Source organism: Novosphingobium percolationis (assembly GCF_020179425.1).
GTDB classification, from domain to species: Bacteria; Pseudomonadota; Alphaproteobacteria; order Sphingomonadales; family Sphingomonadaceae; genus Novosphingobium; species Novosphingobium percolationis.
In genome coordinates, this window is sequence record NZ_JAILYM010000002.1 from 277,760 (window position 1) to 303,436 (window position 25,677).

Genomic DNA, 25,677 nt, shown 5'->3' on the forward strand with positions numbered 1-25,677 from the left:
TGACGCAGTGCAGCATGGTTTCCACACAGGGCATCGTGCTGCATTGCGAGACATCATGGACGACCTGATCGAGATCACTTCCGGCGACCTGACCGCCCGGGTCAACCCGCTGGGCGCGGAGCTATGGTCGCTGACCGACGCGCAGGGCCGCCAATACATGACCGATGCCGACCCGGCGTTCTGGTCGGGCCGGGCGCCGCTGCTGTTCCCGATCGTGGGCGCGCTGGGGGGCGATGAACTGCGGCTGGACGGCAAGGCTTATACGCTGCCCAAGCACGGCTTTGCCCGGCGCAGCACGTTCGCGCCGGTGGAGACCGCGCCGGGCCATGCGCGGTTTCGGCTGACCGATTCGCCCGCGACCCGTGCCGCCTATCCCTTCGGCTTCGTGCTGGAGATGGGCTTTGCGCTGGAGGGGTGGACGCTGGCGATGGAGGCGCGGGTGTTCAATCCCAACGCCACCGACCTGCCGTTCAGCTTCGGCTTTCATCCCGCGTTCGCATGGCCGCTGCCGGGTGCGAGCGGACTCGGGGCCGACAAGGCCGCGCACAAGCTGGTGTTCGAGGCCGAAGAGCCGCAGGACGTGCGCCGCATCGGCAAAGCCGACGGCCTGCTGCTGCCAGAGGGCGAGCCGACGCCGGTGGTGGGGGGCGAGCTGGCGCTGCACGAGGATCTGTTCCGCGCCGACGCAGTGATCTGGACCGACCTTGCCAGCCGCGCGCTGTCCTATGGCGCGGACGGCGGGGCGTGGCTGGACTTGGCCTTTCCCGATTGCCCGATGCTGGGCGTGTGGCAGGTTCCGGGGGCGCGCTACATCTGCCTGGAGCCGTGGGCGGGGCTGGCCGATCCGCAAGGGTTCGGCGGCGATTTCCGCGACAAGCCGGGCGTGGTGCTGCTGCCGCCGGGCGAGACGGCACGGTTCCGCATGGACGTGACGGTGCGGCCGGCATGAGTGGCTGTTCGGCAGGAGGCGCGGCTGCGCGCAAGCCGCAGCGGCCGTGGCTGGGGTGGACCCTGCTGCTGGGCGCGCTGGCCGGGCTGGTGATCTTTGCCGCGACGTTCGGGCACAAGCGGCAGGCCGAGGAAATGCGCCACCTGCTGTTCGCCATCACCGCGCAGCCTTCCGCGCAGGTGTCCGCCTGCCTGATGCAGCGCCTGCCACTGGAGGGGCGATGGCGACCGGACGAGGGCGCGCCGCAGCGGATCGGGTCGTGGAACGGGATGCGCGACCTGATGGTCGAGGTGATCGACGGCGGCGCGAAAGGGCGGCGGATCGAGATTTCCTCGCGCGGGGGGCGGGCGCTGACCGGAAGCGAAAGCGAAGGCCTGCGCCGCTGCCTTGCAGGCGGCTGATGCGTGACAGCGCGGTGAGGCTTCGCTAGGGGCGGTCCCCATGTCCAATCGCCGCACCTTCGCCATCATTTCGCACCCTGACGCCGGTAAGACGACCCTTACCGAAAAGCTGCTGCTGCAAGGCGGCGCGATCCACCTTGCCGGTGAGGTTAAGGCCCGCGGCGCGGCGCGGCGCGCGCGATCGGACTGGATGAAGATCGAGCAGCAGCGCGGGATTTCCGTGACCAGCTCGGTGATGACGTTCCAGAAGGACGGGATCGTCTTCAACCTGCTCGACACGCCGGGCCACGAGGACTTTTCCGAAGACACCTATCGCACGCTGACCGCGGTCGATTCGGCGATCATGGTGATCGACGCGGCCAAGGGCATCGAGCCGCAGACGCGCAAGCTGTTCGAAGTGTGCCGGATGCGTTCGGTGCCGATCATCACGTTCGTCAACAAGGTCGACCGCGAAGGGCGCTCCGTCTTCGAGACGCTGGACGAAGTGGCCGACGCGCTGGCGCTCGACGTGGTGCCGATGTCCTGGCCGATCGGCATGGGCGGCATCTTCCAGGGCGTACTGGACTTTGCCACCAACACCATCGCGCGGCCCGAGGGCGACAGCCGCGAGTTCCTCGGCAAGCGCGACCCGGTGGCCGAGGGTATGATTCCCGACGATATCGCCGAGGAAATCGAGCTGGCGCAGGCGGGCTATCCCGAATTCGATATCGAGGCGTACCGCCACGGCGACCTGACGCCGGTCTATTTCGGGTCGGCGCTCAAGAACTTCGGCGTGGCCGAACTGATCGACGCGATCGCGCGGTTCGCGCCGCCGCCGCGTCCGCAATCGTCGGACCAGGGCACGATCGACCCGGAACGCAGCGACGTGACCGGCTTCATCTTCAAGGTGCAGGCCAACATGGACCCGCAGCACCGCGACCGCATCGCGTTCATGCGCATGGTGTCGGGCACGTTCAAGCGCGGCATGAAGCTGACGCCGTCGGGCCTGGGCAAGCCGATCGCGGTGCATTCGCCGATCCTGTTCTTCGCGCAGGACCGCGAGATCGCCGATACCGCCGAGGCGGGCGACATCATCGGCATTCCCAATCACGGCACGCTGCGCGTGGGCGACACGCTGAGCGAGAAGAACGACCTGCGCTTTACCGGCCTGCCCAACTTCGCGCCCGAAATCCTGCGGCGCGTGGCGCTGAAGGACCCGACCAAGACCAAGCAGTTGCGCAAGGCGCTGGACGACTTGTCCGAAGAGGGCGTGATCCAGGTGTTCTATCCCGAGATCGGCAGCCAGTGGATCGTCGGCGTGGTCGGGCAACTGCAGCTCGACGTGCTGATTTCGCGGCTGGAAGCGGAATACAAGGTGGAGGCGGGGCTGGAGCCTTCGCCCTTCGACACCGCGCGCTGGATCAAGGGCAGCGACGCCGCGCTCAAGGGCTTTGCCGACTTCAACCTGTCGAACCTGGCCAAGGATCGCGACGGCGACCCGGTGTTCATGGCGCGATCGGCGTGGGACGTGAGCTACCAGCAGGAACGCAATCCGGAGCTGACCTTTTCGGCCACCAAGGAAAGGTAGTGTCCCGGGGGTTGCGCCCCCGGCCCAACGGTTGCAGGTAGCGGGGCATGAACCTGCTTGGCCCGACCTCGAACACCTTCATCTCGCAACGCCTGCGGCTGCACTATGTCGACTGGGGCAATGCGGACAAGCCGCCGCTGCTGCTCGTCCACGGCGGGCGCGACCATTGCCGGTCGTGGGACTGGACGGCAGAGGCGCTGCGCGACGACTGGCACGTGATCGCCATGGACCATCGCGGGCATGGCGACAGCGAATGGACGTCTGACGGCAACTATCGCACGATGGACCTCGTCTATGACGTGGCGCAGCTGATCCACCAGCTCGACCTGGCGCCCGTGACGATCGTGTCGCATTCGTGGGGCGCCAACACCAGCCTGCGCTATGCCGGGCTGTTCCCCGAGAACGTGCGCAAGCTGGTGGCGATCGAGGGCATCTTCCCCACGCCCGAGCGCGAGGCGATGCTGAAGAACGTGCCGTTCGCGCGGCGCGTGCGCGATTTCATCGGCGAGAAGCGCAAGGCGGCGGGCCGCCTGCCGCGCCGCTATCCCACGCTCGAAGACGCCTATGCGCGCATGAAGAGCGAGAACCCGTACCTGACCGACGTGCAGGCGCGGCACCTGACCATCCACGGCATCAACCGCAACGAGGATGGCACATTCAGCTGGAAGTTCGATCCGCACCTCAACGTCGATGGCGCGCCCTATGACATCAGCCTCGACCAGCTGCACGGGCTGTGGAATGCGATCACCTGCCCGACGCTGCTGCTCAACGGTGCGGATTCGACCGCGGGCAATCCGGAACGCGATGGCCGTATCCAGCATTTCCGCAATGCCACCGTGGTCGAGTTCGAGAACGCCGGGCACTGGCTGCACCATGACCAGTTCGACCGCTTCATCGCGACGTTGAAGGACTTTCTCTGATGGCGACGTTCACCGATCGGATCCTCCCCGAACACGAGGCGATGATCGGTGGGCAGGCTGTATTTTTCATCGCCACGGCGGCGGCGGAAGGGCGCATCAACCTGTCGCCCAAGGGTTATGACGCGTTTCGCGTGCTGGGGCCGAACCGGGTTGCCTATCTCGACCTGGCGGGATCGGGCAACGAGACCCACGCGCACCTTGCCGCCGATGGGCGCATCACGGTGATGATGTGCAATTTCGGCCAGCCGCCGCTGATCCTGCGGCTCTATGGTACGGGCCGGGCGGTGCTGCCGCAGGATGCCGACTGGGCGGACCTTGCCGCGCATTTCGAGATCCTGCCGGGCACGCGCCAGATCTTCGACATCGCGGTGGACAGCGTGCAGACCAGCTGCGGCTGGGGTGTGCCGGTGATGGAGCTTTCCGCCGAGCGGCACACGCTGGTGAAGTACCACGCGCAGGCCGACGAACAGGCGTGGATGACCAAGACGGCGGGGCGCACAACCAGCATCGACGGGTTGCCGACGCGGCCGACCGACCGCTACTTCGGGGCGCCATAGGGCGGGGCCGCAACGTGGCTCCGCTTCGCCTGACCTTTGCCAGCTACAACATCCACAAGGGCGTGGGGCTGGACCGGCGGCGCGATCCCGACCGGATCGTGTCGGTGCTGCGCGAGATCGACGCCGACGTGATCGCGTTGCAGGAAGCGGACCGGCGCTTCGGCGCGCGCGAAGCGGTGATCCCGCGCGATATCCTCGACGATCACAGCCCGTGGATGCCGGTCGCGCCGGGGATGCGGCCGATGAGCCTTGGCTGGCACGGCAACGTGCTGCTGGTGCGGCGCGGGATCGAGGTGCTGGACGTGCGCGCGGTGGCGCTGCCCACGCTGGAGCCGCGCGGCGCGGTCTGCGCCGAACTGGCGGTGGCGGGGCGGCGCTTGCGCGTGGTGGGAATGCATCTCGACCTGTCGGGCCTGCGCCGAAGGCACCAGGTGCGCGCAGTCTGCGATCACCTTGCGGGGTGCGAGGGCGATGCGCCGGCCGTGATGATGGGCGATCTCAACGAATGGTCGCGCAACGGCGGGGCGCTGGGCGCGTTCGATCCGCACCATAGCGTGCTGGCGCCCGGCCGCAGCTTTCCCGCGCGCAGGCCGCTCGCGCAGCTCGATCGCATCGTGGTGAGCGGCGAATGGGCGGTGGACGATATCGGCGTGCACCGCAGCACGCTGGCGGCGGTGGCATCGGACCATCTGCCCGTCTTTGCACGGCTGGCGCTTCCCGCCTGAGCGGGGCTGCCTAAAATTTAGGCAAGCCTGCCGTTTCGCAGTGCACAAGAATCGGGCGCGGCTCAATGCGCCGGACCGGGTGCCGGTTCCCTTGTTTCGCTGATTTCCGCCAATTCGTGCATTTGGCACGCTCCTTGCTTTTACCTTTTGTGCCGGCGGGTCGCCCGGCGGGTAGGCTGAAAAGGGGGCATGAATGAAGTTCATCATCGCCATCATCAAGCCGTTCAAGCTCGACGAGGTGCGCGAAGCGCTGTCGGGTCTGGGCGTCGCCGGGATGACGGTGTCGGAAGTGAAGGGTTTTGGCCGTCAGAAGGGCCAGACCGAGATCTATCGCGGCGCCGAGTATTCGACCAACATGCTGCCCAAGGTGAAGATCGAGATCGCCGCGAGCGACGATCTTGCGCCGCAGATCATCGAAACCATCCAGCAGACCGCGAGCACCGAAGCCATCGGCGACGGCAAGATCTTCGTGCTCGACCTCGCGTCTGCCACGCGCATCCGCACCGGCGAGACCGGCGATACGGCGCTCTGAACCGATATGAGGGGTAACCATATGATCCGAAAGATGATCAGTGGCGCAGCCGGGCTGGGGCTTTCGCTCGGCGCCGCCGCCACCGCGTTTGCGCAAGGCGCGCCGATCAAGGCGCCGTCCGTCGAACAGATGGCCACGATGGTCAACAAGGGCGACACCACCTGGATGTTGCTTTCGTCCACGCTCGTCCTGCTGATGAGCATCCCGGCGCTCGCGCTGTTCTATGGTGGCCTGGTGCGCACCAAGAACATGCTCTCGGTGCTGATGCAGGTCTTCATGATCGTGTCGGTTGCGGCGCTGTGCTGGGTCAGCTGGGGCTACTCGATGGCGTTCACGGGCGGTTCGCCCTACGTCGGCGGGCTGTCCAAGGCCTTCCTCGCCGGGGTTTCGGCGTCCACGTATGCCGCGACGTTCTCCAACAACGTCTACATCCCCGAATACGCCTACGTCATCTTCCAGATGACCTTCGCCTGCATCACGCCGGCGCTGATCGTCGGCGCCTTTGCCGAACGCGTGAAGTTCACCCCGCTGATGATCTTCACGGTGCTGTGGCTGACGCTGGTCTATTTCCCGATGGCGCACATGGTGTGGTACTTCGCAGGCCCCGACTTCCTGTCGGACAACACCGCGGATGCCGGCCTGCTCTATGGCTGGGGCGCGCTGGACTTTGCGGGCGGCACGGTCGTTCACATCAACGCCGGTATCGCTGGCCTCGTCGGCTGCCTCGTGATCGGCAAGCGCCTCGGCTATGGCAAGGAAGCCACTCCGCCGCACTCGCTGACCATGACCATGATCGGCGCTTCGCTGCTGTGGGTGGGCTGGTTCGGCTTCAACGCCGGTTCCAACCTTGAAGCCAACGGCCTTGCCGCCCTTGCCTTCATCAACACCTTCGTCGCCACCGCCGCTGCTGCCGTCTCCTGGTCGATCGTCGAGCAGATCAAGCACGGCAAGCCTTCCATGCTGGGCGCTGCCTCGGGTGCTGTCGCCGGCCTCGTCGCGATCACCCCGGCTTCGGGCTTCGCCGCACCGATGACCTCGATCGTCCTTGGCCTCATCGTTTCGCCGATCTGCTTCGTCTTCGTCTCGACCGTGAAGAACGCGCTCAAGTACGACGACACCCTCGACGTCTTCGGCGTCCACTGCATCGGCGGCATCGTCGGCGCGCTGGGCACCGCGATCGTCGCGGACCCGGCGCTCGGCGGCCAGGGCTGGATCGACTACACCGTGTTCCCCGCCGTTGCCGGCAAGTACGACATGGCGGCGCAGTTCATCACCCAGCTCAAGGCCGTGGTCCTGACGCTGGTGCTTTCGGGCGGCGTCTCGGCGGTGCTCTTCATCCTGCTCGACAAGACCATCGGTCTGCGTCCGACCCAGGAAGCCGAGCGCGAAGGCCTCGACATCACCGAACACGGCGAACGCGCCTACAACTACTGATCCCGAAGTTTCCAGACTTGGCGGGGCCGGGGGAGCCGATCCTCTCCCTCTCAACCCCCGGACCCGCCAGACGATGTTCCTCCTGCGAACAGACTAAGGCCGGAAGCGCTAGCCCGCTTCCGGCCTCTTTTCGTGGGGGCACGGAAGGCGCACACTCGACATCATGCGAATCGCCCATCATCCTGCCGTGCGCGCCTGCACCACGACCCTGGCGCTGGCCATGCTGCTGGCGACGGGCACGGCCGAGGCGCGACGCAAGGACAAGCCTGCGCCGCCGCCCGCGCTCGTGCCGGTCGAGTTGACGGGCACGTATCGGCTGGATGCCGGGCCGGACGTGGCCGGCACGCTGGCGATCACCGCCGACCGTCGTTTCGAGTACCGCCTTGCCGCCGGCGCGCTCGACGAGGAGGCGTCGGGCCGGTGGGAGTTCGTGGGCGCGCGCACGTGCCTGACCACCGAGCCCACCCCCCAGCCGCCCGCGTGGGCCGCGAAGTCGGTGGCCAAGGGGCCGACAGTGCGCGTGGTCTGGCCCAACGGCAGCGGGATCGCGGGGATCGGGGTGCGCGTCGGCTTCGGCGACGGGGGCGACACGGCCGCGCTGGCCGGAGGTTATACGCTGGAGGACGGCTGGACGCTGCCGCCCGACGAGAAGCGCCTGCCGCGCTGGATCGAACTGATCGAGCCGGTACACGACCTGACCAGCCCGCGCTTTCCCTTCGACGCGGCGCGGCGCCTGCTGGTGACGCTGGTGCCCAACGATATGGGCAAGGTGCGCTTCGACAAGGCCTGCCTCGATCCGCAAGGCACCGCGCTGGTGCTGCACCGGGGCGAGGGCGCGATGAAGTTCTACCGCTTCGACCGCTAAGGGCGCGCGCAAGGCGGTTCCCTTGGCCGCGCCGGGGCGCTAAGGCGCGCAGCCAAGATGGCAGACCAGCAGACCCCCGCTTCGACCGCTTCGGCAAATCGGCCCACGCCCAAGGACTGGATCCTGGGCATCCATGCCTATGTGCCGGGCAAGTCGAGCGGCAAGGACGGCCGCCCGCTGACCAAGCTTTCGGCCAACGAGAACCCGCTGGGGACGAGCAAGGCGGCGCTCGCCGCGCGCGCGGCGGCGCTCGATCCGTCGCGTTATCCCGATCCCGACAGCACGGACTTGCGCGCAGGCCTGGGCGCGCTGCACGGCATCGCGGCCGATCGCATCGTCATGGGCACGGGCTCGGACGAATTGCTCAACCTTGCGGCGCAGGCCTTCGCGGGCGTGGGCGACGAAGTGCTCTACGTGCGCTACGGCTTTTCGGTCTATGACATCGCCGCGCGGCGCTGCGGGGCGACGCCGGTGGTGGCGCCCGACAAGGACTATGGCACCGATGTCGACGCGCTGCTGGCGGCGGTGACCGAGCGGACCCGCGTGGTGTTCCTCGCCAATCCGAACAACCCGACGGGCAGCTATATCGGCCGTGACGAAGTGGCGCGGCTGCACGCGGGGCTGCGGCCCGATATCCTGCTGGTGCTTGATCAGGCCTATGCCGAATATGTCGCGCCCGAACACAGCGACGGTGCGCTGGAACTGGCGGCGTCGGCCAGCAACGTGCTGGTGACGCGCACCTTCTCCAAGATCTATGGCCTTGCGGGCGAGCGCATCGGCTGGGCGACGGGCGATGCCGCGCTGGTCGACATGCTCAACCGCATTCGCGGGCCGTTCAACGTTTCGCTGACCGGGCAGGCGGCGGGGCTGGCGGCGGTGGCGGACCAAGGCTTCGTCGAGGCCAGCCGCCTGCACAACGCCGCCGAGCGCGCGCGGTTCGTCGAGGCCCTGAACGCGCTCGGCAACCACGGGCTGCGCCCGCTGCCGAGCGAGGCGAACTTCGTGCTGATCGAGTTTTCGGGCAAGCTGACCGCCGAAGCCGCCTATGAAGGGCTGATGGAGCATGGCTACATCACGCGCTGGCTGCCGGGGCAGGGGCTGCCGCAGTGCCTGAGGATCACCATCGGCACGGCGGGGCAGATGGACGAGATCGCCGCCGCGCTGCGGACTATGGCCGAAGCCGCGAAATGAGCGCAACCTTTCGCCATGTGGCGGTGATCGGGCTGGGCCTGCTCGGCGGATCGGTGCTGCGCGCGGTGCAGCGCTATCTGCCCGAGGCGACGACGACCGGCTATGACGCCGATGCGAGCGTGCGGGCGCGGGCGCGCGCGATCGCGCTGGCGGGGACCGTGGCCGAAACGCCGGGCGAAGCGGTCGCCGGGGCGGACCTCGTGGTGCTGTGCGTGCCGGTGGGCGCGATGGGCGCGGCGGCACAGGCGCTGGCGTTGGACCTACCCGCCGATGCGCTGGTGACCGACGTGGGATCGAGCAAGGCCAGCGTGATGGAGCAGCTGACGGCTGCGTTGCCCAACCATGCGGTGATCCCGTCGCATCCGGTCGCGGGCACCGAGCAGAGCGGGCCGGATGCGGGCTTTGCCACGCTGTTCCACAACCGCTGGTGCATCGTCACCCCGCCCGCCGATGCGGACCTCGCACACGTCGCGGCGCTGACCGCGTTCTGGGAGGCGCTGGGGGCAAAGGTCGAAACGATGGAGGCCGAGCACCACGACCGCGTGCTGGCGGTGACCAGCCACCTGCCGCACCTGATCGCCTATACCATCGTCGGCACGGCGTCTGACCTCGAAGAAGTGACGCAGAGCGAGGTGATCAAGTATTCGGCGGGCGGCTTCCGCGACTTCACCCGCATCGCCGCGTCCGACCCGACGATGTGGCGCGACGTGTTCCTGACCAATCGCGAAGCGGTGCTGGAAATGCTCCAGCGCTTCACCGAAGACCTGACCGAATTGCAGAAGGCCATCCGCAAGCGCGATGGCGACACGCTGTTCGATCACTTCACCCGCACCCGCGCGATCCGGCGCGGCATCATCGAAATGGGCCAGGACGACGCGCGCCCCGACTTCGGGCGAAGTGACCACAACGGCAAGGATTGACGTTCAGGGGTTGAAGGTCAGATCACCAGGAACAGGATCGCCACCGCCGCCATCACCGCGGTGGAGAGCCAGCCACCGAAGGCCAGCCCGCGCGAAATCGCCATTTCGCCCATGACCGCCTTGTTGCGGGCGATCAGCATCGTCACGAACATCAGCGGTGGGGCGAGCAGGCCGTTGAGAACCGCCGACCAGTACAGCGCCTTCATCGGGTTGATCGCCAGGAAGTTCATCGCCACCCCGGCGAGCGTCGCCAGCGCGATCACCGCGTAGAACGCCTTGGCCTCGCGCGGGCGGCGGGCCAGCCCTTCGCGCCAGCCGAACGTTTCGGCCACGGCATAAGCGGCAGAGCCTGCCAGCACCGGCACGGCCAGCAGGCCCGTGCTGATGATGCCGATCGCGAACAGCACGAAGGCAAGGTCGCCCGCCAGCGGCCGCAGCGCGCTGGCGGCTTCGACCGCGCTGTCGATCTGGGTGATGCCCGCCTTGTGCAGCGTTGCTGCGGTGGCGATGACGATGACGATCGCGGTCAGGTTGGAAAAGCCCATGCCGACCAGCGTATCGGTACGAATGCGCTTGAGTTCCGGTCCGGCGGTGCGCGGCGATACGCAGAGCGGCTTGACGTGGCGGCGGTGCTGCTCCTCCACCTCCTGCGCAGATTGCCAGAAGAACAGGTACGGGCTGATCGTCGTGCCGAGCACCGCGACCAGCGCCATGACGTGGTCGCTGTCGAACCGGAAATGCGGCACGATAGTGCCGTGGATCGCGGCGGGCCAGTCGACCCCGGCCAGCACCACCACCGCGAAGTAGGAGAACAGCGACAGCGTGGCCCACTTGAGCACGGCGGCATAGCGCTGGTAGGAGACGAACACTTCAAGGATGATGCTGGCGATGCCGAAGGCGATCGTCGCGGGCAGGACCGGGCCGGGCACGATCAGGGCAAAGGCCGCGCCCATGGCGCCGAGGTCCGCGCCGAGATTGAACACGTTGGCGATGAGCAGCAGCACCACCACCGCGCGCAGCAGCGAACGGGGATAGTGCTCCTTGAGGTTCTGCGCGATGCCCAGGCCCGTGCTGGCGCCGACGCGGGCGCAGATCTCCTGGATGGCGACCATCAGCGGATAGCTGAACAGCAGCGCCCAGGGCAGCGCATAGCCGAACTGCGCGCCGACCTGGCTGTAGGTGCCGATCCCCGAAGGATCATCGTCGGCCGCGCCGGTGACGAGGCCGGGGCCGAGCACTTCGAGCGGGTTGCGACGCGTGTCGTCGGCGGGCTGGTCCTCAGGCATCGGGCGTCGGGTTCAGCGCGTTGATCGCGGCATGGACGCGCGCCTCGATCTCCTCGCGCGGCAGGCCGGGTGGAATCTCTGCACCGAAGCGATAGCGGATCGTGCCGCTGCGCTTCCACAGGCGGTGGTACAGCGGGCCGCTGTCGACCGCGACCGGGATCACCGGCAGGCCCAGCAGCTTGTAGATCCCGGCAAAGCCCGATTGCAGCGGGCGCTGCGTACCGTGGGGAACGCGGGTGCCTTCGGGGAAGATCACCAGCGGGCGCCCGTCGGCGATGCGATGGCGCGCTTCGCTGATCATGGCGCGCAGCGCCTTGGCCCCGGCCTCGCGCTCCACCCCGATCAGGCCGTAGCGCGCTCCGGTCGAACCCCACAGGGGGATGCGCAGCAGTTCGGCCTTGGCGAAGACCACGGGCAGGGTGAACTGGCGCGGCATGTCGATCGCTTCGAAGAAGGATTCGTGCTTGATCGCATAGAGCACGCCGCTGCGCGGTTCGTAGCCTTCGACATCGAGCCGGATGCCGAGCAGGTGCCGCGCGCACCCGCGATGCCATGCGGCCCAGGCGCGGACGATCTTGCGGAACAGCACGAGCGAGAACGACGCCGTCGCGGTCGACGCGAGCACCAGCGGCACCGAGCCGAGGTAGAACACCAGATAGAAGGCGATGGTGCGCGCGATGTCGGCCGGGCGGGCCGCGGAGGATTCGGTCATGGCGCGGGTCCTACCAGCCTGCGGCCCAGACGACCACGCGCGCGAGCAGCTTGTTGTATTCGATGAAAAGGATCTTCAGGCTGGGGCGCGAGCGCACCGCATCTTCCACGATGACGAGGCCCTTCGGCCCGGCCAGCGCCAGATCGAACGCGGCGCGGCGCATGTGCCAGTCGGTGGTGACGAGGCGGACCGAGCCGATGTTCTGCGCCGCGATCCAGCGCGCGGCTTCCTGCGCGTTCGAGCGGGTATCGACGCTTTCATAACCGAGCGTCACGCAGCAGGCGAGCAGGCGGGCCGGAACGTCGTATTCGGCGGCGAACTCGCGCGGGCGCACTTCGGTATCGACGCCCGCGACCAGCAGTTTCTTCGCCAGCCCCTTGTCCAGCACCGCGATGGCGCGCGGGATGCGTCCGCCGCCGCCGGTCAGCGCCACGACGCCATCGGTGCGCACGTCGCCCGCAGGCTGGGGCAGCGCGATCGCGAACCACAGGAATCCCAGCGCCCACAGCAGGAGCACGGCCGAAAGCAGGCGGCGGAAAAGGCCGGGGGGCTTGCGCATACGGGCCATCCCTACAGCATCTGCCGCAGCGCTGCGAGCACCGTCAGGCGCGCGGTCAGCACCGCCAGGACCACGCCGAGCATGGGGATCGCGGCCAGCGCCAGCCAGTCGGTCCAGCCGAGCATGGCAGGGCCCGCCAATCCCGAGCCGAGGGGGGCGAAGGCCCGGCCCAGCGCAAGCAGCACGCCGACCCCCGCAACGAGGCCCGCCAGCCCGCCGACCGCGCCGTCGACCGCCATGCCGCGCTGGAACACGCGCGCGATCTGGCGGTCGGTGCCGCCGAGCATGTGGACGATCTCGATCGTTTCGCGGTGGTTGCCCAGTGCATTGCGCGAAGCGAGCAGCACGCTGGCGACGGTGGCGAAGGCCAGCGTGGCGATGAGCCCGCCTGCCAGCCATTGCAGCGCGCCGATCGCGCCGAACACCGGGGCGAGCCAGCTGGCCTGGGCATCGATCCGCGCTGCGGGCGCGACCGGCACGATGCGGGCGCGCAGCGCGGCGATGCGATCGGGCGTGGCGGGCGCGGACAGGCGCACGTCGATGAGCGCTGGGATGGGCAGCGCTTCGACATCGTCGCCGGGGCGCGTGCCGAGCCACGGAGCGAGGAGGTCCTCGAGCTGGCCCTGCGGCACGCGGCGTACCGTGGCAAGGCCGGGCGCGGCCTTCAGCGCGGCGAGCGCGGCAGCGGCCTGGCGGTCGCGTTCGACGGGCGCGGCGGTGACGATCTGCACGGTGACGCCGCCTTCGAGATCGGCGCTGGCGGCGCGCGCGGCCTTGCGCAGCGCAAGACCGCTGCCCGCCGCGATCACGGTCAGCGCGATCATGATGGCGATCACCCAGGGCATGGGGCCGGAAAGGTGGCCCTGCGGCAGCAGGCGCGCATCGCCGGGATCGCGCCGGAAGGGCAGGGGGATCGACAGGGAACGGCCGAACAGCGTCATGGCGCGGCCAACTCTGTCGACGCATCGCGGCGCGGGGGATAGCGCAGCGCGCCGGTCGGATCGGCCAGCCGTCCCTTGTCGAGCCGCATCAGCAGGCTGCCTTCGACCTTGCCGATCAGGTGCACGTCGTGCGTGGCGACGACCACGGTGGTGCCCAGCCGGTTCAGGCTTTCGAACAGGCGCATCAGTTTCATCGCCATGTCGGGATCGACGTTGCCGGTGGGCTCGTCGGCCACCAGCATGTCGGGCCGGGCGATCACCGCGCGGGCGATGGCGACGCGCTGCTGCTCTCCGCCCGACAGCGTAGCGGGCCGCGCGTGCTGGCGATCGCCCAGGCCCACCCAATCGAGCATGTCGGCGACGGGCCGGGCGATCTCGCGCTCGCTGACGCCCGCCACGCGCAAGGGCAGGGCCACGTTGTCGAACGCGGAAAGGTGGGGGACGAGGCGGAAGTCCTGGAAGACCACGCCGATGCGGCGGCGAAAGCCGGGCAGGCGTTCGCGCGGGAGGGTGATGGCGTCGGTGCCGAACATGCGGATCAGCCCGCGCGAAGGGCGCTGCGCGAGGTAGAGCAGGCGCAGCAGGCTGCTCTTGCCCGCGCCGCTCGCGCCGGTCAGGAAATAGAAGCAGCCCGGATAGAGCGTGAACGAGATGTCGGTCAGCACTTCCTTGTCCGCGCCGTAACGCAGTCCGACATTGTCGAAATGGACGATTTCGGCATCGGGCTTGGTCATGATGCTGCGGCGGACCTCTGTGGCCTTGCTGCGCCGGACCCTCCGGCGGCGCGATGCCTGTGAATTGCGTGGGCCTTCTATATCGAGCGGCTGTCGATTGCGTGGCTATAGGCGTCAATCCATGTGGAAAAAAGGCTGGGGACGCATTTTGCGGGGGGTCGGGCTATTGTTTCGCCCCTGTGCGCCATGCTTAGACCATCGGTCATGATCATTGCCTGTCCCGCCTGCTCGACGCGCTATGTCATTCCCGACAGCGCGATCGGTGTGGAAGGCCGCACCGTCCGCTGCGCCAAGTGCCGCCACAGCTGGTTCCAGCAAGGGCCGGACCTGCCCGAGCGGGAAGAAGCGCAGGTCGCGCCGCCGCCGGTCGCTGCCGCGCCTGCGCCCGAGCCTAGCCCGGAATCGCCCGTCGCGTCGCCCACACCGGTAGCACCCGTCGCCGTCGCGCCGGCGGAAGAGCCGCTGCCGCCCGCGCCCAGCGTGCCGCGCAAGTACGGTTTTGCCGATGAAGCGGCAGACGCGTTCGAGGACGCTCCGTCGAGCTTCGAGCATGAGCCGCCGTTCCGCCCGCGTCGCAACATGGCGAAGCTGTGGACGGCCGCCGCGCTCGCCTTTGCATTGCTGGTGGCGGCGCTGATCGGCGCGGTCGCCTGGTTCGGGATGCCCGACTGGCTGCCGGTGGCGCGCCCCACCTTCGGCCCGGCGCAGACCGAGCTGGAACTGTCCTTCCCGGCCGAGCGGCAGGATCGCCGCACCCTGCCCAACGGCACCGAATATTTCGGCGCGAGCGGCACCGTCACGAATGTCGGCAAGGACGTGCGCGACGTGCCGCCGATCCTGATCGTGCTGCGCGATGCCAAGGACCGCGTGGTCTACACCTGGGACGTGACGCCGCCCAAGGCGAGCCTGAAGCCCGGCGAGAGCGTGACGATCAACGAAGCGGTCACCGACGTGCCGAAGAGCGCCAAAGTCGCGGAAATCGGCTGGAAGCCGGAGTAGGCACAGCGCCACGCGCAGGGGTTGTGAAAAAATCCTGCAATGGTTGTTGCGCCCCTTCGAGTCGTTTGCTAGGGGCGCGCTCCTACCCCGACGGGGCGCCTGCTTCCGGCCTTGCCGAAGCCCTGGCACTCTGACGATTATGCGGTCGTGGCGGAATTGGTAGACGCGCAACGTTGAGGTCGTTGTGGGCGAAAGCCCGTGGAAGTTCGAGTCTTCTCGACCGCACCAGTCAGTTCAATCGAAAATGTGATCGACGCCTTCGGGCGCCCCCGTGCTTGCGGTTCATGCGTGGGGCAGGGGCAGGGCGGTGGTCTGCTTGATCCGGTCCAGCACCACGCTGGAGCGCACGCTGGCGACATCGCCGTGGCCCAGCAGCTGTTCGTTCATCAGCCGCGAATAGGCGCGCAGGTCGTGCGCGACGATGCGCAGCAGATAGTCGGAATCGCCCGTCGTCGCGCAGCAATCGAGCACTTCTTCGAGCGAGGATATCCGCTCGTGAAAGGCGCGCACCACTTCGGGTGCGTAGCTCGCCATGGCCACTGCGACGAAGGCTTCCACCTGCAGCCCCAGGGCCTGTTCATCGAGCAGGGCGACCTGCCCGCGGATCACGCCATCGGCCTGCAACCGCGCGATGCGGCGCGAAACCTGCGAGGCGGACAGACCGACCACCTCGGCCAGATCGGCGTGCGAGCGACCGGAATCGCTCTGTAGCTGCGCCAAAATCCTGCGGTCCATGTCGTCCATGCGTCACTCGTGCGTCAATTGAGGGATGGGTGCGCCATGTGCGCGCCTGATGGTCCATTCAATGCTCACAATGCGCGGACGGCGCAAGCGCTTCGTGGTAGGATCGGCGAGCAAGAACAATGGAGAGAGGCGTGAACGCGCAACCGGCCAGCACCGACCTGTTCGACAACCCGCTCGGCCTGGACGGGTTCGAGTTCATCGAGTTTTCGGCCCCCGAGCCCGGCACGCTCGATCCGGTGTTCGCGCGGATGGGCTTCACGCATATCGCCAACCACCGCTCCAAGGCGGTGCAACTGTGGCGGCAGGGCGGAATCAACCTGATCGCCAACCACGAACCGCGCAGCCCGGCCGCCTATTTCGCCGCCGAACACGGCCCTTCGGCATGCGGCATGGGCTGGCGCGTGCGCAACGCGGCCAGCGCCTATGCCGCCGCGATCGAACGGGGGGCGGAGCCGGTGGAAGTGACGACCGGGCCAATGGAACTGCGCCTGCCCGCCATTCGCGGCATCGGTGGCTCGATCATCTACCTGATCGACCGCTACGAAGGCGCGCCGCAGGGCGACCTGTCGATCTATGACATCGATTTCGAATACCTGCCGGGCGTCGATCGCCATCCGGTGGGCGCGGGCTTCCACACCATCGATCACCTCACGCACAACGTCTATGGCGGGCGCATGGCGCATTGGGCGGCGTTCTACGAACGCGTGTTCGGCTTCCGCGAGATCCGCTATTTCGACATCAAGGGCGAATATACCGGCCTCACCAGCCGCGCGATGACCGCGCCCGATGGCAAGATCCGCATCCCGCTGAACGAGGAGGCAAAGGCCGGGGGCGGGCAGATCGAGGAGTTCCTGCGCGCCTACAACGGCGAGGGGATCCAGCACATCGCCTTTGCCTGCGACGACCTGCTGGGCGGCTGGGACAGGCTCAAGGCCACGGGCACCCCGTTCATGACCGCGCCGCCTGCAACTTACTACGAGATGCTCGCCGAGCGCCTGCCCGGCCACGGCGAGCCGGTGGAGGAACTGCAGAAGCGCGGCATCCTGCTCGATGGTTCGACCGAGAAGGGCGATCCACGGCTGTTGTTGCAGATCTTTTCGGAAACGCAGATCGGCCCGGTGTTCTTCGAATTCATCCAGCGCAAGAAGGACGAAGGCTTCGGCGAAGGCAACTTCACCGCGCTGTTCCAGTCGATGGAGCGCGACCAGCTGCGCCGTGGCGCGCTGAAGATCGGGGAGGATGCGGCATGACGACGCCCCCGAAGCTGGAGCGCATCCACCACGTCGCCTATCGTTGCCGCGACGCGAAGGAGACGGTCGACTGGTACGAGCGCGTGATGGGGATGCGCTACACGACCGCCTTTGCCGAGGACAAGGTGCCCTCGACCGGCGAGGACGATCCGTACATGCACGTGTTCCTCGATTGCGGCGGGGGCAACGTGCTGGCGTTCTTCGAGCTGCCGAACCAGCCCGAGATGGGGCGCGATCCCAACACGCCCGCATGGGTGCAGCACATCGCCTTCGAAGTGGCGGACGTGCCCGCGCTGCTGGCGGCCAAGGCGCATCTGGAGGCGCAGGGGATCGACGTGCTGGGGCCGACCTATCACGGGGTGTTCCGCTCGATCTATTTCTTCGATCCCAACGGGCACCGGCTGGAGCTGGCCTGCAACATCGGCACGGCGGAGCAATATGCAGAACTGGCCGAACTGGCGCCGACGATGCTGGAGGAGTGGAGCGCCACGAAACGCGCGCCCCGGCACGCGGCGTGGCTGCACCAGGATCCGGACGCGGACAGGCCGGCATGAGCCTGACGCTGCATGGCTACTGGCGATCGGGCGCGGCATGGCGGGTGCGGATCGCGCTGGCGCTGAAGGGGCTGGCGTACGAACAGGTGCCGCATGACCTGCGCACCGGGGCGCAAGGTGAAGCTGCCTATCGCGCGCTCAATCCGCAGGGGCTGGTGCCCGCGCTCGACATCGGCGGGGCGGTGCTGACGCAGTCGCTGGCGATGATCGAGTGGCTGGAGGAGACATTCCCCACGCCCGCGCTGCTGCCCGCCGATGCGCTGGGCCGCGCGCGGGTGCGGGCCATGGCGCAAGTGGTGGCCTGCGACATCCACCCGCTCAACAACCTGCGCGTATTGCAAAGCCTGCGCCGTGATCTGGGCGCCGACGAAGCGGCGGTGTCGGCATGGATCGCGCGCTGGATCGGGGCGGGATTCGCGGCGCTGGAAGGCATGATCGGCGAACAGGGCGGCGATTTCGCCCATGGCGCTGCGCCGGGCTTGGTCGAGTGCTGCCTTGTGCCGCAGGTCGGTTCGGCGCGCAGGTTTGGCGTGGACCTTTCGCCCTATCCGCGCATCGTGGCTATCGACGCGCGCTGCGCTGCCTTGCCCGCGTTCCGGCAGGCCGCGCCGGAGAGCCAGCCCGACGCGCCCTAACCTTCGAACGCGGAGAGGATCGGGCAGGGCCCGGCGCCTTCGTGCGCGCAGCGCGTGGCGAGGCGCGCCAGCGCATCGCGCGCGGCCTGCAGTTCGGCGATCCTGGCATCGAGCGCGGCGACGCGGCCTTGCGCCATGGCGCGGGCAGCGGCGCGGTCTTCGGTGGAATCGAGCCGCAGCAGGTGCGCGATCTCGTCGAGCGTGAAGCCTGCCGCCTGCGCCGCGCGCACGAAGCGCAGCCGCTTGACGTCCTCGGGCCCGTAGCGGCGCACGCCGCCGGTCCGCTCCGGCTCGGCCAGCAGTCCACGGCGCTGGTAGAAGCGCACCGTCTCCACCCCGACGCCACCGGCATCGGCCAGCCGGGCGATGGTGAAGGCGCGCGGCTCGTCGGAATTTTTCGTCGCCATGCCCTTGACTCCGTACCATGGTACGGATGCTATATGCGTTGGGACAAGACGCTGAACAAGCAGGCAATCACGATGTCCCGCAATCGGAAAACCGCCGTCCTCCACCGGATGGTCATGCCCACCCACACTTGCCCCTATGGGCTCAAGGCGCTGGACCTGCTGCACTGGCGCGGCTTCGCGGTCGAGGATCGCTGGCTGACCACGCGCGAGGCGACCGACGCGTTCAAGGCCGAACACGGCGTGCAGACGACGCCGCAGGTGTTCATCGATGGCGCGCGCGTGGGTGGCTATGACGACTTGCGCCGGTATTTCGGCCTGCGGGTGGCAAAGCCCGGCGAGACCAGCTATCGCCCGGTCCTCGCGGTCTTCGCGATGACCGCACTGATGGCGCTGGCCACCAGCATGGCCGCCTTTGGCACGCCGTTCACGGTGCGCGCGGGCGAATGGTTCATCGCGCTGAGCATGTGCGTGCTGGCGATCCTCAAGCTGCAGGACGTGGACCGCTTCGCCACGATGTTCCTCAACTATGACCTGCTGGCCAGGCACTGGGTGCCCTATGCCACGCTCTACCCCTTTGCCGAGGCGCTGGCAGGCGTGCTGATGGTGGCGGGCGTGCTGCAATGGATCGCCATTCCGGTCGCGCTGTTCATCGGCTCGATCGGTGCGGTGTCGGTGATCAAGGCCGTGTATATCGACCGGCGCGAGCTGAAATGCGCCTGCGTGGGCGGTTCGTCGAACGTGCCGCTGGGCGCGCTGTCGCTGACCGAGAACGTGATGATGGTCGCCATGGCGCTGTGGTCGTTGTGGATGTGAGCCCTGTTTCCCTTCCTGCGCGTTTTTCACCGGAGATTTCGATGCGTATCCCCCTGCTGCTCGCCTTCACTATGCTCGCCACGCCCGCCGCGGCGCAGGACATGCAAGGGATGGACATGACCGGGATGGATCACGGCGCGATGCATCACGATGCCCCGGCTCCCGCTCCGACGCCCGTCGACCACGCGGCCATGGACCACGCCGCCATGGACCACGCCGCCATGGACCACGCGGCGATGGACCACGACATGCACGGCATGGTTGGCGCGCTGGGCGGCTATGCGATGATGCGCGACAGCTCGGGCACGGCCTGGCAGCCCGATTCCGCGCCGATGCAGGCGATCATGGGAAGCCTGGGCAGCTGGTCGACCATGATCCACGGCAACGTGGCACTGGTGCAGGACTGGCAGGGCGGTCCGCGCGGCGGAAACAGCACGTTCTCGTCCTCGATGCTGATGGGCATGGCGCAGCGCCCGCTGGCAGGCGGCACGCTCACCTTGCGCGCGATGGGCAGCCTCGACCCGCTGATGGGCAAGCGCGGCTATCGGCTGCTGCTCGCCACCGGCGAGACGGCGGACGGCCGGACCGAACTGATCGATCGCCAGCACCCGCACGATGCCTTCATGGAGCTGGCGGCGACCTACAGCCACCCGCTGGGCGAACATGTCTCGGGCTTCGTCTATTTCGGCCTGCCGGGCGAGCCCGCGCTGGGGCCGACCACGTTCATGCACCGCTTTTCCGGCATGGCGAACCCGGAAGCGCCGGTCTCGCACCACTGGCTGGATTCGACGCACGTCACGTTCGGCGTCGCCACGGCGGGGATCGTGGCCGGGCCGGTCAAGCTCGAAGGATCGGTCTTCACGGGCCGCGAGCCCGACCAGAACCGCTGGGACATCGAGCGCCCGCGTTTCGACAGCTGGTCGGCGCGCGCGACGTGGAATCCCACGGCCAACCTGTCGTTGCAGGTCAGCCACGGCTTCCTGAAGAGCCCCGAGGGCCTGCACCCGGATGAAAACGTCCACCGCACCACGGCGTCGGCAACGTGGAACCTGCCGCTGGGCAAGGCGCGCAACCTGCAGACGACTTTCGCCTGGGGGCGCAATGCGCCGGTCAGCAGCGATCATGCAGGCGATGACCACCACGCGCACGCCACCGACGCCTTCCTGCTCGAAGCCGCGCTGCAATGGGGGCGCTGGACCGTGTTCGGGCGCGGCGAGAACGGCGACAAGGGCGAACTGTTCGACAGCGGACCGCTGGAGGGTCGCGTGTTCAACGTGTCCAAGTTCAGCCTTGGCGGCTTCCATTCGGTGCCGATCGGCAAGGTCGCGCTCGATTTTGGCGGGCTTGTCAGCACGTATGCGCTGCCGGACGCGATCAAGCCCGCCTATGGCGGCACGCCGACCAGCGGAATGGTGTTCACCCGGTTGCGCATAACCGGGTGAGGCCCCCCGCGATCAGGCCGCTTGCGCGATCCGGTAGCCGAAGCCGCGCACGTTCTCGATCTGCGCGCCGTGCCCGGCCAGCTTGCGGCGCAGGCGGCTGATGTAGACTTCGACGATGTTGGTCAGCGGATCGTCGTCCATCGTCCACACCGAGCGCAGGATCTCGTGGCGCGAGAACACCTTGCCGGGCGAGAGCATCAGCAGCATCAGCAGGTCCAGCTCCTTCGAGGTGAGCGCGAAGGGCTTGCCGTCGATCGTCGCCTGCTTGCGCACGTGGTCGATGGTGATCGTGCCGAACGAGACGGGCCCGCCGGGAGCGCCTGCGTTTGCAGCGGGAATCGCGGCGGGCGCGGCGCGGCGCAGCACGGCTTCCATGCGGGCCAGCAGTTCCTCGAACGCGAAGGGCTTGACGATGTAGTCGTCGGCTCCCGCGCGCAGGCCGGCCACGCGGTCCTTCACCTCGTCGAGCGCGGTCACCATGATCACCGGGCTGGCGATGCCGCGCAGGCGCAACTCCTCGGCCACGTCGAAGCCGCTCATGTCGGGCAGCATCAGGTCGAGCAGCACGAAATCGAAGCGGGTCGCCAGCGCGGCGGCCAGCGCCGCCTCGCCATCAGCGGCATGGGTGACCTCGTACCCTTCCGCGGTCAGTCCCCGCGCCAGCGACGCTGCCAGTTCGGCTTCGTCCTCAACGATCAGCAAGCGCATTGTGGTCCTCTTCGCCTGTTTCGAGTGGGTCGGCCCCATCCATCGCACACGGCAGCCGCAGCGTCACTACAGCGCCCATGCCCGCTTCCGAGCGCACTTCGATCCGTCCGCCATGCGCTTCCATGATCGTGGCGGCGATTGTCAAGCCAAGGCCGTGGCCATCCTCGTCGCGCCGCCGGGGCCAGCGTGTGCGATCGAACAGGTGGGGCAGCAGGTCGGGTGCTATGCCATCGCCGCAATCGGCGATCTCGACCACCGCTTCGTGCGCCTGCATTGCCAGCGTGACGCAGATGCACGGCTCTTCGGACCCGTGCTTCACCGCGTTGTCGAACACGATGCGCAGCACCTGGCCGATGCGCAAGGGATCGACCCGCACCGGCAGCGGGCGTCCGATGCCGGTCAGCGACACGCTGCCACCATCGGCTTCGACCACCGGGCGGAAATCGGCCAGCGCGCTCGCCACCAGCGTGTCGAGGTCGACGCTCTCGCGTTCGTAGGACAGCACCGGCGCATCGGCGCGCGCCACGCGCAGCATGTCCTCGATCAGCCGGCCCAGCGTGCCGGCGCTGCGCACGATGCGCTCCAGGCTGGCGCGCAGCCCGTCCAGCGTCGGCGCGCGATCGCGCAGGGCCACTTCGGCATCGCTGCGCAGCACCGCGATCGGCGTGCGCAGTTCGTGCCCGGCGGCGGCGATGAAGTTGCGACGGTGATGATCGAGCGCGCGCAGCGAGGCGTTGGCGGCCAGCAGATCGGCGGTGCGCTGGCGGACTTCGTCCTCAAGATCGTGGTTGGCTGTTTCGAGCCGCGCCTGCGCGCGCGCCGTTTCGGCGGCCATGGCGTTGAACGCGCGGTTCAGCAGGCGGAATTCGCGCGGGCCGCGATCGGGCAGGTTCATGGCGAAGTCGCGCTGCGCCACCCGCCGCGTCGAATCGAGCAGCCGTTGCAGCGGATCGAGCACGTTCGCGCGTGTCCACGCCATCAGCCCCAGCCCGCCCAGCACCAGCAAGGCGGCCGTGGCGAAGAAGGCCACTTGCGTGCGTTCCAGCGCATCGACCGCGCGCACTTGCGCGGCGCGCACTTCAAGCTGCTCGTTTTCGATGCCGTGCCGCACGATCGCGCGCCAGTCGCCACCGGGGGCGGGCCATGCCGATGCGGGCTGCGCCACCATCCGGGCGAAGCTCGCGCGCAAGTGGCGGGTATCGACTTCCTGCAGCCGCTCCTCGGCGATCTGGGCCTCGCGATTGACGGTGGCGAAGTCCTCGCTTCCGATCAGCGTGATTTCATGGCTGGTCGCGCGGTCGATCCGGTCGAGCTGCGCATCAAGCGCCGCGAGCGCCGCGCCGCGCTGGCCGGGTGTGGCAAAGCCGCCGGTCGCCATGCGCCGTTCGAACGCATCGCCCATCGCTTCGAGCACGAGGTATTCGCGCAGCGCGGTGGACGCATGCCCGGCGCGCTCGTTCTCCTTGCGCATGGTGACGAGGTTGGCTTCAGCCACCACGCCGGGCGCCGCGATCATCATCGCCAGCAGCAAGGCGATCACCGCCATGCGCAAGGAAAGGCCGGACGAGGTCCGCAAGCTGGACATAGGGACGGGCACGGCTCTTGAACTGCAGTTCAACAACCATGCCATGTCGGCCAACGCTTGTGAAGGCAGCCGCCGTCCAGCCTGCAAGGAACATCGCTCCCCGGTCCTGCATCGCACCGCCGAAACCCCGATGCACCGGGCCACGAACGCCGGCTCCGTCTCAAGAGCCACGTGGGTGAAGGCGGGATTGCTCGAGGTCGGGAAAGTGGAGCGGGTGAAGGGAATCGAACCCTCGTATTCAGCTTGGGAAGCTGCTGCTCTACCATTGAGCTACACCCGCATTCCGGCCAGAAGCCTTTGGCTTCCATGGTGGCTGGCGCGTGCGGTGCGGCGTCCGTTGTCCGGCCCGCCCCGCAGGAGACGGGCGCTTGCCACAACGCCTGCGCCAAGGTCAAGCCGTGTTGGCGGACAAAGTGTCGCGCAGCATCGCGATCTGGCGTTCGGGCGGCCATGCGGCGGGGTCGAACACCGCCTGCATGGCGATGCCGACCAATGTGCTGAAGGCGCGCGCGGCGAGGTCCGGGCGCAGGGCGGGCGGGGTCTCGGCATGGGCCGGGTCCACGGCCAGCGCATCGGTGATGCGCGCGACGAAGTGCGCGGCGCGGGTCTGCTGTTCGGCGGCCAGTTCCGCGTCCGCGATGGCGCGGCCCCAGAAGGCGAACCACACCCGCCAGTTGCGCGCCGCCGGCGGGCTGATCGGCAGCAGCGCGCGCAGAAATGCCGCCACGTCGGCCCCCGTTGCGGGCTGCGAGGCCTCGGCCAGCGCCGCGGCGCAGGTCGCGGCATGGGCATACGTCGCCAGCATCAGCGCGCGCTTGTCGGCGAAGTAGTGGCTGACCACCTTGGTGCTGAAGCCGCCCGCGCTGGCGATGGCGCGCACCGTCGCCGCCTCGGCGCCGCCCATGGCGACGAGATCGGCGGCGACTTCGGCCAGTTCGTGGCGGCGCAGGTCGTGGTCTACATAGGGCGGCATGGATCGGCGAGCAGCTGTGCCAGCGCCGCATCGTCGCTGTCCACCAGCATGTCGATCCACTTGTGGAAATGGTGCAGCCCGCCCTCGTTACGGCCGAAGCGCACTTCGCGCAGCACGCCTGCTGCCAGCGCTTTCTGCTGATGCGCAGACGTCGGCAGGTCCTCCTCGCCCACGACATGGGCAAGGAAGGCGCACAGCTCGGCGATCTTGGCGCGCGTCTCCGCGTCGGGCGGGGTTTCCGACAGGTAGGTCTGCACCGTCACCGATTCGCCCACTTGCGTGCCGGGCAGCACCGTGGAGATGAACACCCCGCGCCGGCCATTGGGGTGGAAGATGTTGATCGAAACGCCGGGGAACACGATCCATTCGCCGATCATCAACGGATTGACCGGCTCATCCCCCTGCGGAAGCCGCCCGAGCGTGTAGAGATCGTCCGCCGCGTCTTCGCTGGCGGCGGCATCGCCGGGGCGCGGGGCGGGGCCGATCACGCGCTGGTGCGGCCCGTGGCGATAGTAGAACGCCCGGTTGCTGCGCTCCGGCCCGAAAGTGGCGCGGTGCAGCACGGGCAAGTGGTAGAATTCGAGATGCGCGTCGAATGCCAGCTTCCAGTTGGGGCCGGGCAACGCGCGCGTTTCCACGAAGGTCCAGTCCGCCAGCCCGAAGCCATCGAGCAGGGCGTCGATCCCGCCCAGCAGATCGGCCGGATCGTGCGGGGTTTCGGCATCGAGGATCGCCCAGATCAGCCCGGCGCGCTCCACCGTGGGAAAGGCCTTCAGCCCCAGCGCGGCCTTGTCCACCGCGCCGAAGTCGCTCGCGCTCGCAACGCCCACCAGCGCGCCGTCCTGCGCGAAGGTCCAGCCGTGGTAGGGGCAGGTGAAGCGCGCCGCCGTGCCGCAGCCTTGCGCCACCGCCGCGCCGCGATGGGTGCAGCTGTTGAACAGCGCGCGCGCCGAACCGTCGCGGTGGCGCACCACCAGCACGGGGATGCCCGCCACGTCCATGGTCTTGAAATCGCCGGGCGAGGGCAGTTCGCACGATGCCCCCAGTACCAGCGGCACGCGGCGGAAGATGCGCTGCTTCTCGGCCTCGAACCGTTCGGGACAGGTATAGGCGCTGGCGTCGAGCCGCATCACCGCGTCCTCGAGCGGGAAGGTGCCTTGCGCCCGGTGCTGCAACAGGTCGGTCGCCATGCCTTCCAGCAGGCTCCGCGCCTGCGCGCTCAGTCGGGTGTCCCTAGTCGTCGTTGCCTGCTCCACGATCCTGTCGTCCTCCAC

The 25,677-nt window shown here is 68.3% G+C and carries 28 protein-coding genes and 2 tRNA genes; 18 read left to right on the forward strand and 12 right to left on the reverse strand.

Going from position 1 to position 25,677, the window contains the following annotated elements:
* The first annotated feature begins 55 nt into the window (after positions 1–55).
* The 11 genes from K3A84_RS05760 (at position 56) to K3A84_RS05810 (ending at position 10,061) form a co-directional block, all read left to right on the forward strand.
* Positions 56–949 (forward strand): aldose 1-epimerase family protein, encoded by an 894-nt coding sequence (locus tag K3A84_RS05760; RefSeq protein WP_225008376.1) that lies wholly within the window; start codon positions 56–58, stop codon positions 947–949.
* The gene (locus K3A84_RS05765; protein WP_225008377.1) at positions 946–1,350 is read left to right on the forward strand and encodes a hypothetical protein; all 405 of its coding nucleotides are present in this window, start codon (positions 946–948) and stop codon (positions 1,348–1,350) included. The genes K3A84_RS05760 and K3A84_RS05765 overlap by 4 nt, the downstream gene beginning before the upstream one ends.
* A 40-nt stretch (positions 1,351–1,390) precedes the next feature.
* On the forward strand, positions 1,391–2,917 hold the full coding sequence (locus tag K3A84_RS05770; RefSeq protein ID WP_225008378.1) for a peptide chain release factor 3: 1,527 nt from the start codon (positions 1,391–1,393) through the stop codon (positions 2,915–2,917).
* Between the two features lie 47 nt (positions 2,918–2,964).
* A complete protein-coding gene (locus K3A84_RS05775) occupies positions 2,965–3,837 on the forward strand; it encodes an alpha/beta fold hydrolase (RefSeq protein ID WP_225008379.1) in 873 nt (290 codons plus the stop codon).
* Positions 3,837–4,394, forward strand: a complete 558-nt coding sequence (locus K3A84_RS05780; protein ID WP_225008380.1) for a pyridoxamine 5'-phosphate oxidase family protein — start codon at positions 3,837–3,839, stop codon at positions 4,392–4,394. The genes K3A84_RS05775 and K3A84_RS05780 overlap by 1 nt, the downstream gene beginning before the upstream one ends.
* A 14-nt stretch (positions 4,395–4,408) precedes the next feature.
* Positions 4,409–5,119: an endonuclease/exonuclease/phosphatase family protein gene (locus tag K3A84_RS05785; protein ID WP_225008381.1), complete on the forward strand. Its 711-nt coding sequence runs from the start codon at positions 4,409–4,411 to the stop codon at positions 5,117–5,119.
* Positions 5,120–5,312: 193 nt separating this feature from the next.
* On the forward strand, positions 5,313–5,651 hold the full coding sequence (locus tag K3A84_RS05790) for a P-II family nitrogen regulator (protein ID WP_225008382.1): 339 nt from the start codon (positions 5,313–5,315) through the stop codon (positions 5,649–5,651).
* A 21-nt stretch (positions 5,652–5,672) separates the two neighbouring features.
* A complete protein-coding gene (locus K3A84_RS05795) occupies positions 5,673–7,085 on the forward strand; it encodes an ammonium transporter (protein WP_225008383.1) in 1,413 nt (470 codons plus the stop codon).
* 163 nt (positions 7,086–7,248) lie between these two features.
* Positions 7,249–7,950 (forward strand): hypothetical protein, encoded by a 702-nt coding sequence (locus K3A84_RS05800; RefSeq protein WP_225008384.1) that lies wholly within the window; start codon positions 7,249–7,251, stop codon positions 7,948–7,950.
* A 57-nt stretch (positions 7,951–8,007) separates the two neighbouring features.
* Entirely contained in the window at positions 8,008–9,141 is a 1,134-nt protein-coding gene (hisC, locus tag K3A84_RS05805; RefSeq protein WP_225008385.1) for a histidinol-phosphate transaminase, read from the forward strand.
* The gene (locus tag K3A84_RS05810) at positions 9,138–10,061 is read left to right on the forward strand and encodes a prephenate/arogenate dehydrogenase family protein (RefSeq protein WP_225008386.1); all 924 of its coding nucleotides are present in this window, start codon (positions 9,138–9,140) and stop codon (positions 10,059–10,061) included. Before hisC ends, K3A84_RS05810 begins: the two co-directional genes overlap by 4 nt.
* 17 nt (positions 10,062–10,078) lie before the next feature.
* Here the strand turns inward: K3A84_RS05810 and K3A84_RS05815 are convergent, their stop codons facing one another.
* The 5 genes from K3A84_RS05815 to ftsE are packed head-to-tail and all read right to left on the reverse strand — an operon-like array spanning position 10,079 to position 14,293.
* Complete coding sequence (locus tag K3A84_RS05815) at positions 10,079–11,347, reverse strand: NRAMP family divalent metal transporter (protein ID WP_225008387.1); 1,269 nt, start codon at positions 11,345–11,347, stop codon at positions 10,079–10,081.
* Complete coding sequence (locus K3A84_RS05820) at positions 11,340–12,059, reverse strand: lysophospholipid acyltransferase family protein (RefSeq protein WP_225008388.1); 720 nt, start codon at positions 12,057–12,059, stop codon at positions 11,340–11,342. Before K3A84_RS05820 ends, K3A84_RS05815 begins: the two co-directional genes overlap by 8 nt.
* A gap of 10 nt (positions 12,060–12,069) precedes the next feature.
* A complete protein-coding gene (locus tag K3A84_RS05825; protein ID WP_225008389.1) occupies positions 12,070–12,618 on the reverse strand; it encodes a YdcF family protein in 549 nt (182 codons plus the stop codon).
* A gap of 11 nt (positions 12,619–12,629) precedes the next feature.
* Positions 12,630–13,559 carry a cell division protein FtsX gene (locus K3A84_RS05830; protein WP_225008390.1) on the reverse strand — a complete coding sequence of 310 codons (930 nt, stop codon included), beginning with the start codon at positions 13,557–13,559 and terminating at the stop codon, positions 12,630–12,632.
* Complete coding sequence (ftsE, locus tag K3A84_RS05835; RefSeq protein WP_225008391.1) at positions 13,556–14,293, reverse strand: cell division ATP-binding protein FtsE; 738 nt, start codon at positions 14,291–14,293, stop codon at positions 13,556–13,558. Before ftsE ends, K3A84_RS05830 begins: the two co-directional genes overlap by 4 nt.
* 204 nt (positions 14,294–14,497) lie before the next feature.
* Between ftsE and K3A84_RS05840 the strand changes: the two genes are divergently transcribed.
* Positions 14,498–15,292, forward strand: a complete 795-nt coding sequence (locus K3A84_RS05840; protein WP_225008892.1) for a zinc-ribbon domain-containing protein — start codon at positions 14,498–14,500, stop codon at positions 15,290–15,292.
* A gap of 141 nt (positions 15,293–15,433) precedes the next feature.
* Positions 15,434–15,520, forward strand: a tRNA-Leu gene (locus K3A84_RS05845).
* A gap of 54 nt (positions 15,521–15,574) precedes the next feature.
* Here the strand turns inward: K3A84_RS05845 and K3A84_RS05850 are convergent.
* Complete coding sequence (locus tag K3A84_RS05850) at positions 15,575–16,036, reverse strand: Lrp/AsnC family transcriptional regulator (protein WP_225008392.1); 462 nt, start codon at positions 16,034–16,036, stop codon at positions 15,575–15,577.
* Positions 16,037–16,167: 131 nt separating this feature from the next.
* On the opposite strand from K3A84_RS05850, the gene hppD reads away from it, so the two are divergent.
* The 3 genes from hppD to maiA are packed head-to-tail and all read left to right on the forward strand — an operon-like array spanning position 16,168 to position 18,475.
* Positions 16,168–17,286, forward strand: a complete 1,119-nt coding sequence (gene hppD / locus K3A84_RS05855) for a 4-hydroxyphenylpyruvate dioxygenase (RefSeq protein ID WP_225008393.1) — start codon at positions 16,168–16,170, stop codon at positions 17,284–17,286.
* The gene (locus K3A84_RS05860) at positions 17,283–17,840 is read left to right on the forward strand and encodes a VOC family protein (RefSeq protein ID WP_225008394.1); all 558 of its coding nucleotides are present in this window, start codon (positions 17,283–17,285) and stop codon (positions 17,838–17,840) included. Before hppD ends, K3A84_RS05860 begins: the two co-directional genes overlap by 4 nt.
* Positions 17,837–18,475: a maleylacetoacetate isomerase gene (gene maiA, locus K3A84_RS05865; RefSeq protein WP_225008395.1), complete on the forward strand. Its 639-nt coding sequence runs from the start codon at positions 17,837–17,839 to the stop codon at positions 18,473–18,475. The genes K3A84_RS05860 and maiA overlap by 4 nt, the downstream gene beginning before the upstream one ends.
* Here maiA and K3A84_RS05870 read toward each other — a convergent pair.
* Positions 18,472–18,882, reverse strand: coding sequence for a MerR family transcriptional regulator (locus tag K3A84_RS05870; RefSeq protein WP_225008396.1), 411 nt, complete (start codon positions 18,880–18,882; stop codon positions 18,472–18,474). The genes maiA and K3A84_RS05870 overlap by 4 nt on opposite strands.
* Positions 18,883–18,954: 72 nt before the next feature.
* Between K3A84_RS05870 and K3A84_RS05875 the strand changes: the two genes are divergently transcribed.
* Both K3A84_RS05875 and K3A84_RS05880 read left to right on the forward strand, forming a co-directional pair.
* Positions 18,955–19,695 carry a glutaredoxin family protein gene (locus K3A84_RS05875; protein WP_318248282.1) on the forward strand — a complete coding sequence of 247 codons (741 nt, stop codon included), beginning with the start codon at positions 18,955–18,957 and terminating at the stop codon, positions 19,693–19,695.
* 41 nt (positions 19,696–19,736) lie between these two features.
* The gene (locus K3A84_RS05880; protein ID WP_225008398.1) at positions 19,737–21,137 is read left to right on the forward strand and encodes a hypothetical protein; all 1,401 of its coding nucleotides are present in this window, start codon (positions 19,737–19,739) and stop codon (positions 21,135–21,137) included.
* A 12-nt stretch (positions 21,138–21,149) separates the two neighbouring features.
* On the opposite strand, the gene K3A84_RS05885 is transcribed toward K3A84_RS05880, so the two are convergent.
* From K3A84_RS05885 to K3A84_RS05905, 5 genes are all read right to left on the reverse strand, one after another.
* Complete coding sequence (locus K3A84_RS05885; RefSeq protein WP_225008399.1) at positions 21,150–21,845, reverse strand: response regulator transcription factor; 696 nt, start codon at positions 21,843–21,845, stop codon at positions 21,150–21,152.
* Entirely contained in the window at positions 21,826–23,430 is a 1,605-nt protein-coding gene (locus K3A84_RS05890; protein WP_225008400.1) for a sensor histidine kinase, read from the reverse strand. Before K3A84_RS05890 ends, K3A84_RS05885 begins: the two co-directional genes overlap by 20 nt.
* Positions 23,431–23,636: 206 nt before the next feature.
* A tRNA-Gly gene (locus K3A84_RS05895) sits at positions 23,637–23,710 on the reverse strand.
* A 111-nt stretch (positions 23,711–23,821) separates the two neighbouring features.
* The gene (locus K3A84_RS05900; RefSeq protein ID WP_225008401.1) at positions 23,822–24,403 is read right to left on the reverse strand and encodes a TetR/AcrR family transcriptional regulator; all 582 of its coding nucleotides are present in this window, start codon (positions 24,401–24,403) and stop codon (positions 23,822–23,824) included.
* Positions 24,388–25,677 (reverse strand): aromatic ring-hydroxylating oxygenase subunit alpha, encoded by a 1,290-nt coding sequence (locus K3A84_RS05905; protein ID WP_225008402.1) that lies wholly within the window; start codon positions 25,675–25,677, stop codon positions 24,388–24,390. Before K3A84_RS05905 ends, K3A84_RS05900 begins: the two co-directional genes overlap by 16 nt.

What these genes read in the sequence shown, in the direction of transcription:
- K3A84_RS05900 (WP_225008401.1), bottom strand. Translation starts at nt 24,403, where the DNA reads ATGCCGCCCTATGTAGACCACGACCTGCGCCGCCACGAACTGGCCGAA.
- K3A84_RS05795 (WP_225008383.1), top strand. Translation starts at nt 5,673, where the DNA reads ATGATCCGAAAGATGATCAGTGGCGCAGCCGGGCTGGGGCTTTCGCTC.
- K3A84_RS05810 (WP_225008386.1), top strand. Translation starts at nt 9,138, where the DNA reads ATGAGCGCAACCTTTCGCCATGTGGCGGTGATCGGGCTGGGCCTGCTC.
- ftsE (WP_225008391.1), bottom strand. Translation starts at nt 14,293, where the DNA reads ATGACCAAGCCCGATGCCGAAATCGTCCATTTCGACAATGTCGGACTG.
- K3A84_RS05825 (WP_225008389.1), bottom strand. Translation starts at nt 12,618, where the DNA reads ATGCGCAAGCCCCCCGGCCTTTTCCGCCGCCTGCTTTCGGCCGTGCTC.
- K3A84_RS05840 (WP_225008892.1), top strand. Translation starts at nt 14,498, where the DNA reads ATGATCATTGCCTGTCCCGCCTGCTCGACGCGCTATGTCATTCCCGAC.
- K3A84_RS05780 (WP_225008380.1), top strand. Translation starts at nt 3,837, where the DNA reads ATGGCGACGTTCACCGATCGGATCCTCCCCGAACACGAGGCGATGATC.
- K3A84_RS05775 (WP_225008379.1), top strand. Translation starts at nt 2,965, where the DNA reads ATGAACCTGCTTGGCCCGACCTCGAACACCTTCATCTCGCAACGCCTG.
- K3A84_RS05860 (WP_225008394.1), top strand. Translation starts at nt 17,283, where the DNA reads ATGACGACGCCCCCGAAGCTGGAGCGCATCCACCACGTCGCCTATCGT.
- K3A84_RS05770 (WP_225008378.1), top strand. Translation starts at nt 1,391, where the DNA reads ATGTCCAATCGCCGCACCTTCGCCATCATTTCGCACCCTGACGCCGGT.
- K3A84_RS05815 (WP_225008387.1), bottom strand. Translation starts at nt 11,347, where the DNA reads ATGCCTGAGGACCAGCCCGCCGACGACACGCGTCGCAACCCGCTCGAA.
- K3A84_RS05790 (WP_225008382.1), top strand. Translation starts at nt 5,313, where the DNA reads ATGAAGTTCATCATCGCCATCATCAAGCCGTTCAAGCTCGACGAGGTG.
- K3A84_RS05890 (WP_225008400.1), bottom strand. Translation starts at nt 23,430, where the DNA reads ATGTCCAGCTTGCGGACCTCGTCCGGCCTTTCCTTGCGCATGGCGGTG.
- K3A84_RS05850 (WP_225008392.1), bottom strand. Translation starts at nt 16,036, where the DNA reads ATGGACGACATGGACCGCAGGATTTTGGCGCAGCTACAGAGCGATTCC.
- hisC (WP_225008385.1), top strand. Translation starts at nt 8,008, where the DNA reads ATGGCAGACCAGCAGACCCCCGCTTCGACCGCTTCGGCAAATCGGCCC.
- K3A84_RS05760 (WP_225008376.1), top strand. Translation starts at nt 56, where the DNA reads ATGGACGACCTGATCGAGATCACTTCCGGCGACCTGACCGCCCGGGTC.
- maiA (WP_225008395.1), top strand. Translation starts at nt 17,837, where the DNA reads ATGAGCCTGACGCTGCATGGCTACTGGCGATCGGGCGCGGCATGGCGG.
- K3A84_RS05820 (WP_225008388.1), bottom strand. Translation starts at nt 12,059, where the DNA reads ATGACCGAATCCTCCGCGGCCCGCCCGGCCGACATCGCGCGCACCATC.
- K3A84_RS05830 (WP_225008390.1), bottom strand. Translation starts at nt 13,559, where the DNA reads ATGACGCTGTTCGGCCGTTCCCTGTCGATCCCCCTGCCCTTCCGGCGC.
- K3A84_RS05875 (WP_318248282.1), top strand. Translation starts at nt 18,955, where the DNA reads ATGTCCCGCAATCGGAAAACCGCCGTCCTCCACCGGATGGTCATGCCC.
- K3A84_RS05880 (WP_225008398.1), top strand. Translation starts at nt 19,737, where the DNA reads ATGCGTATCCCCCTGCTGCTCGCCTTCACTATGCTCGCCACGCCCGCC.
- K3A84_RS05800 (WP_225008384.1), top strand. Translation starts at nt 7,249, where the DNA reads ATGCGAATCGCCCATCATCCTGCCGTGCGCGCCTGCACCACGACCCTG.
- K3A84_RS05885 (WP_225008399.1), bottom strand. Translation starts at nt 21,845, where the DNA reads ATGCGCTTGCTGATCGTTGAGGACGAAGCCGAACTGGCAGCGTCGCTG.
- K3A84_RS05870 (WP_225008396.1), bottom strand. Translation starts at nt 18,882, where the DNA reads ATGGCGACGAAAAATTCCGACGAGCCGCGCGCCTTCACCATCGCCCGG.
- K3A84_RS05765 (WP_225008377.1), top strand. Translation starts at nt 946, where the DNA reads ATGAGTGGCTGTTCGGCAGGAGGCGCGGCTGCGCGCAAGCCGCAGCGG.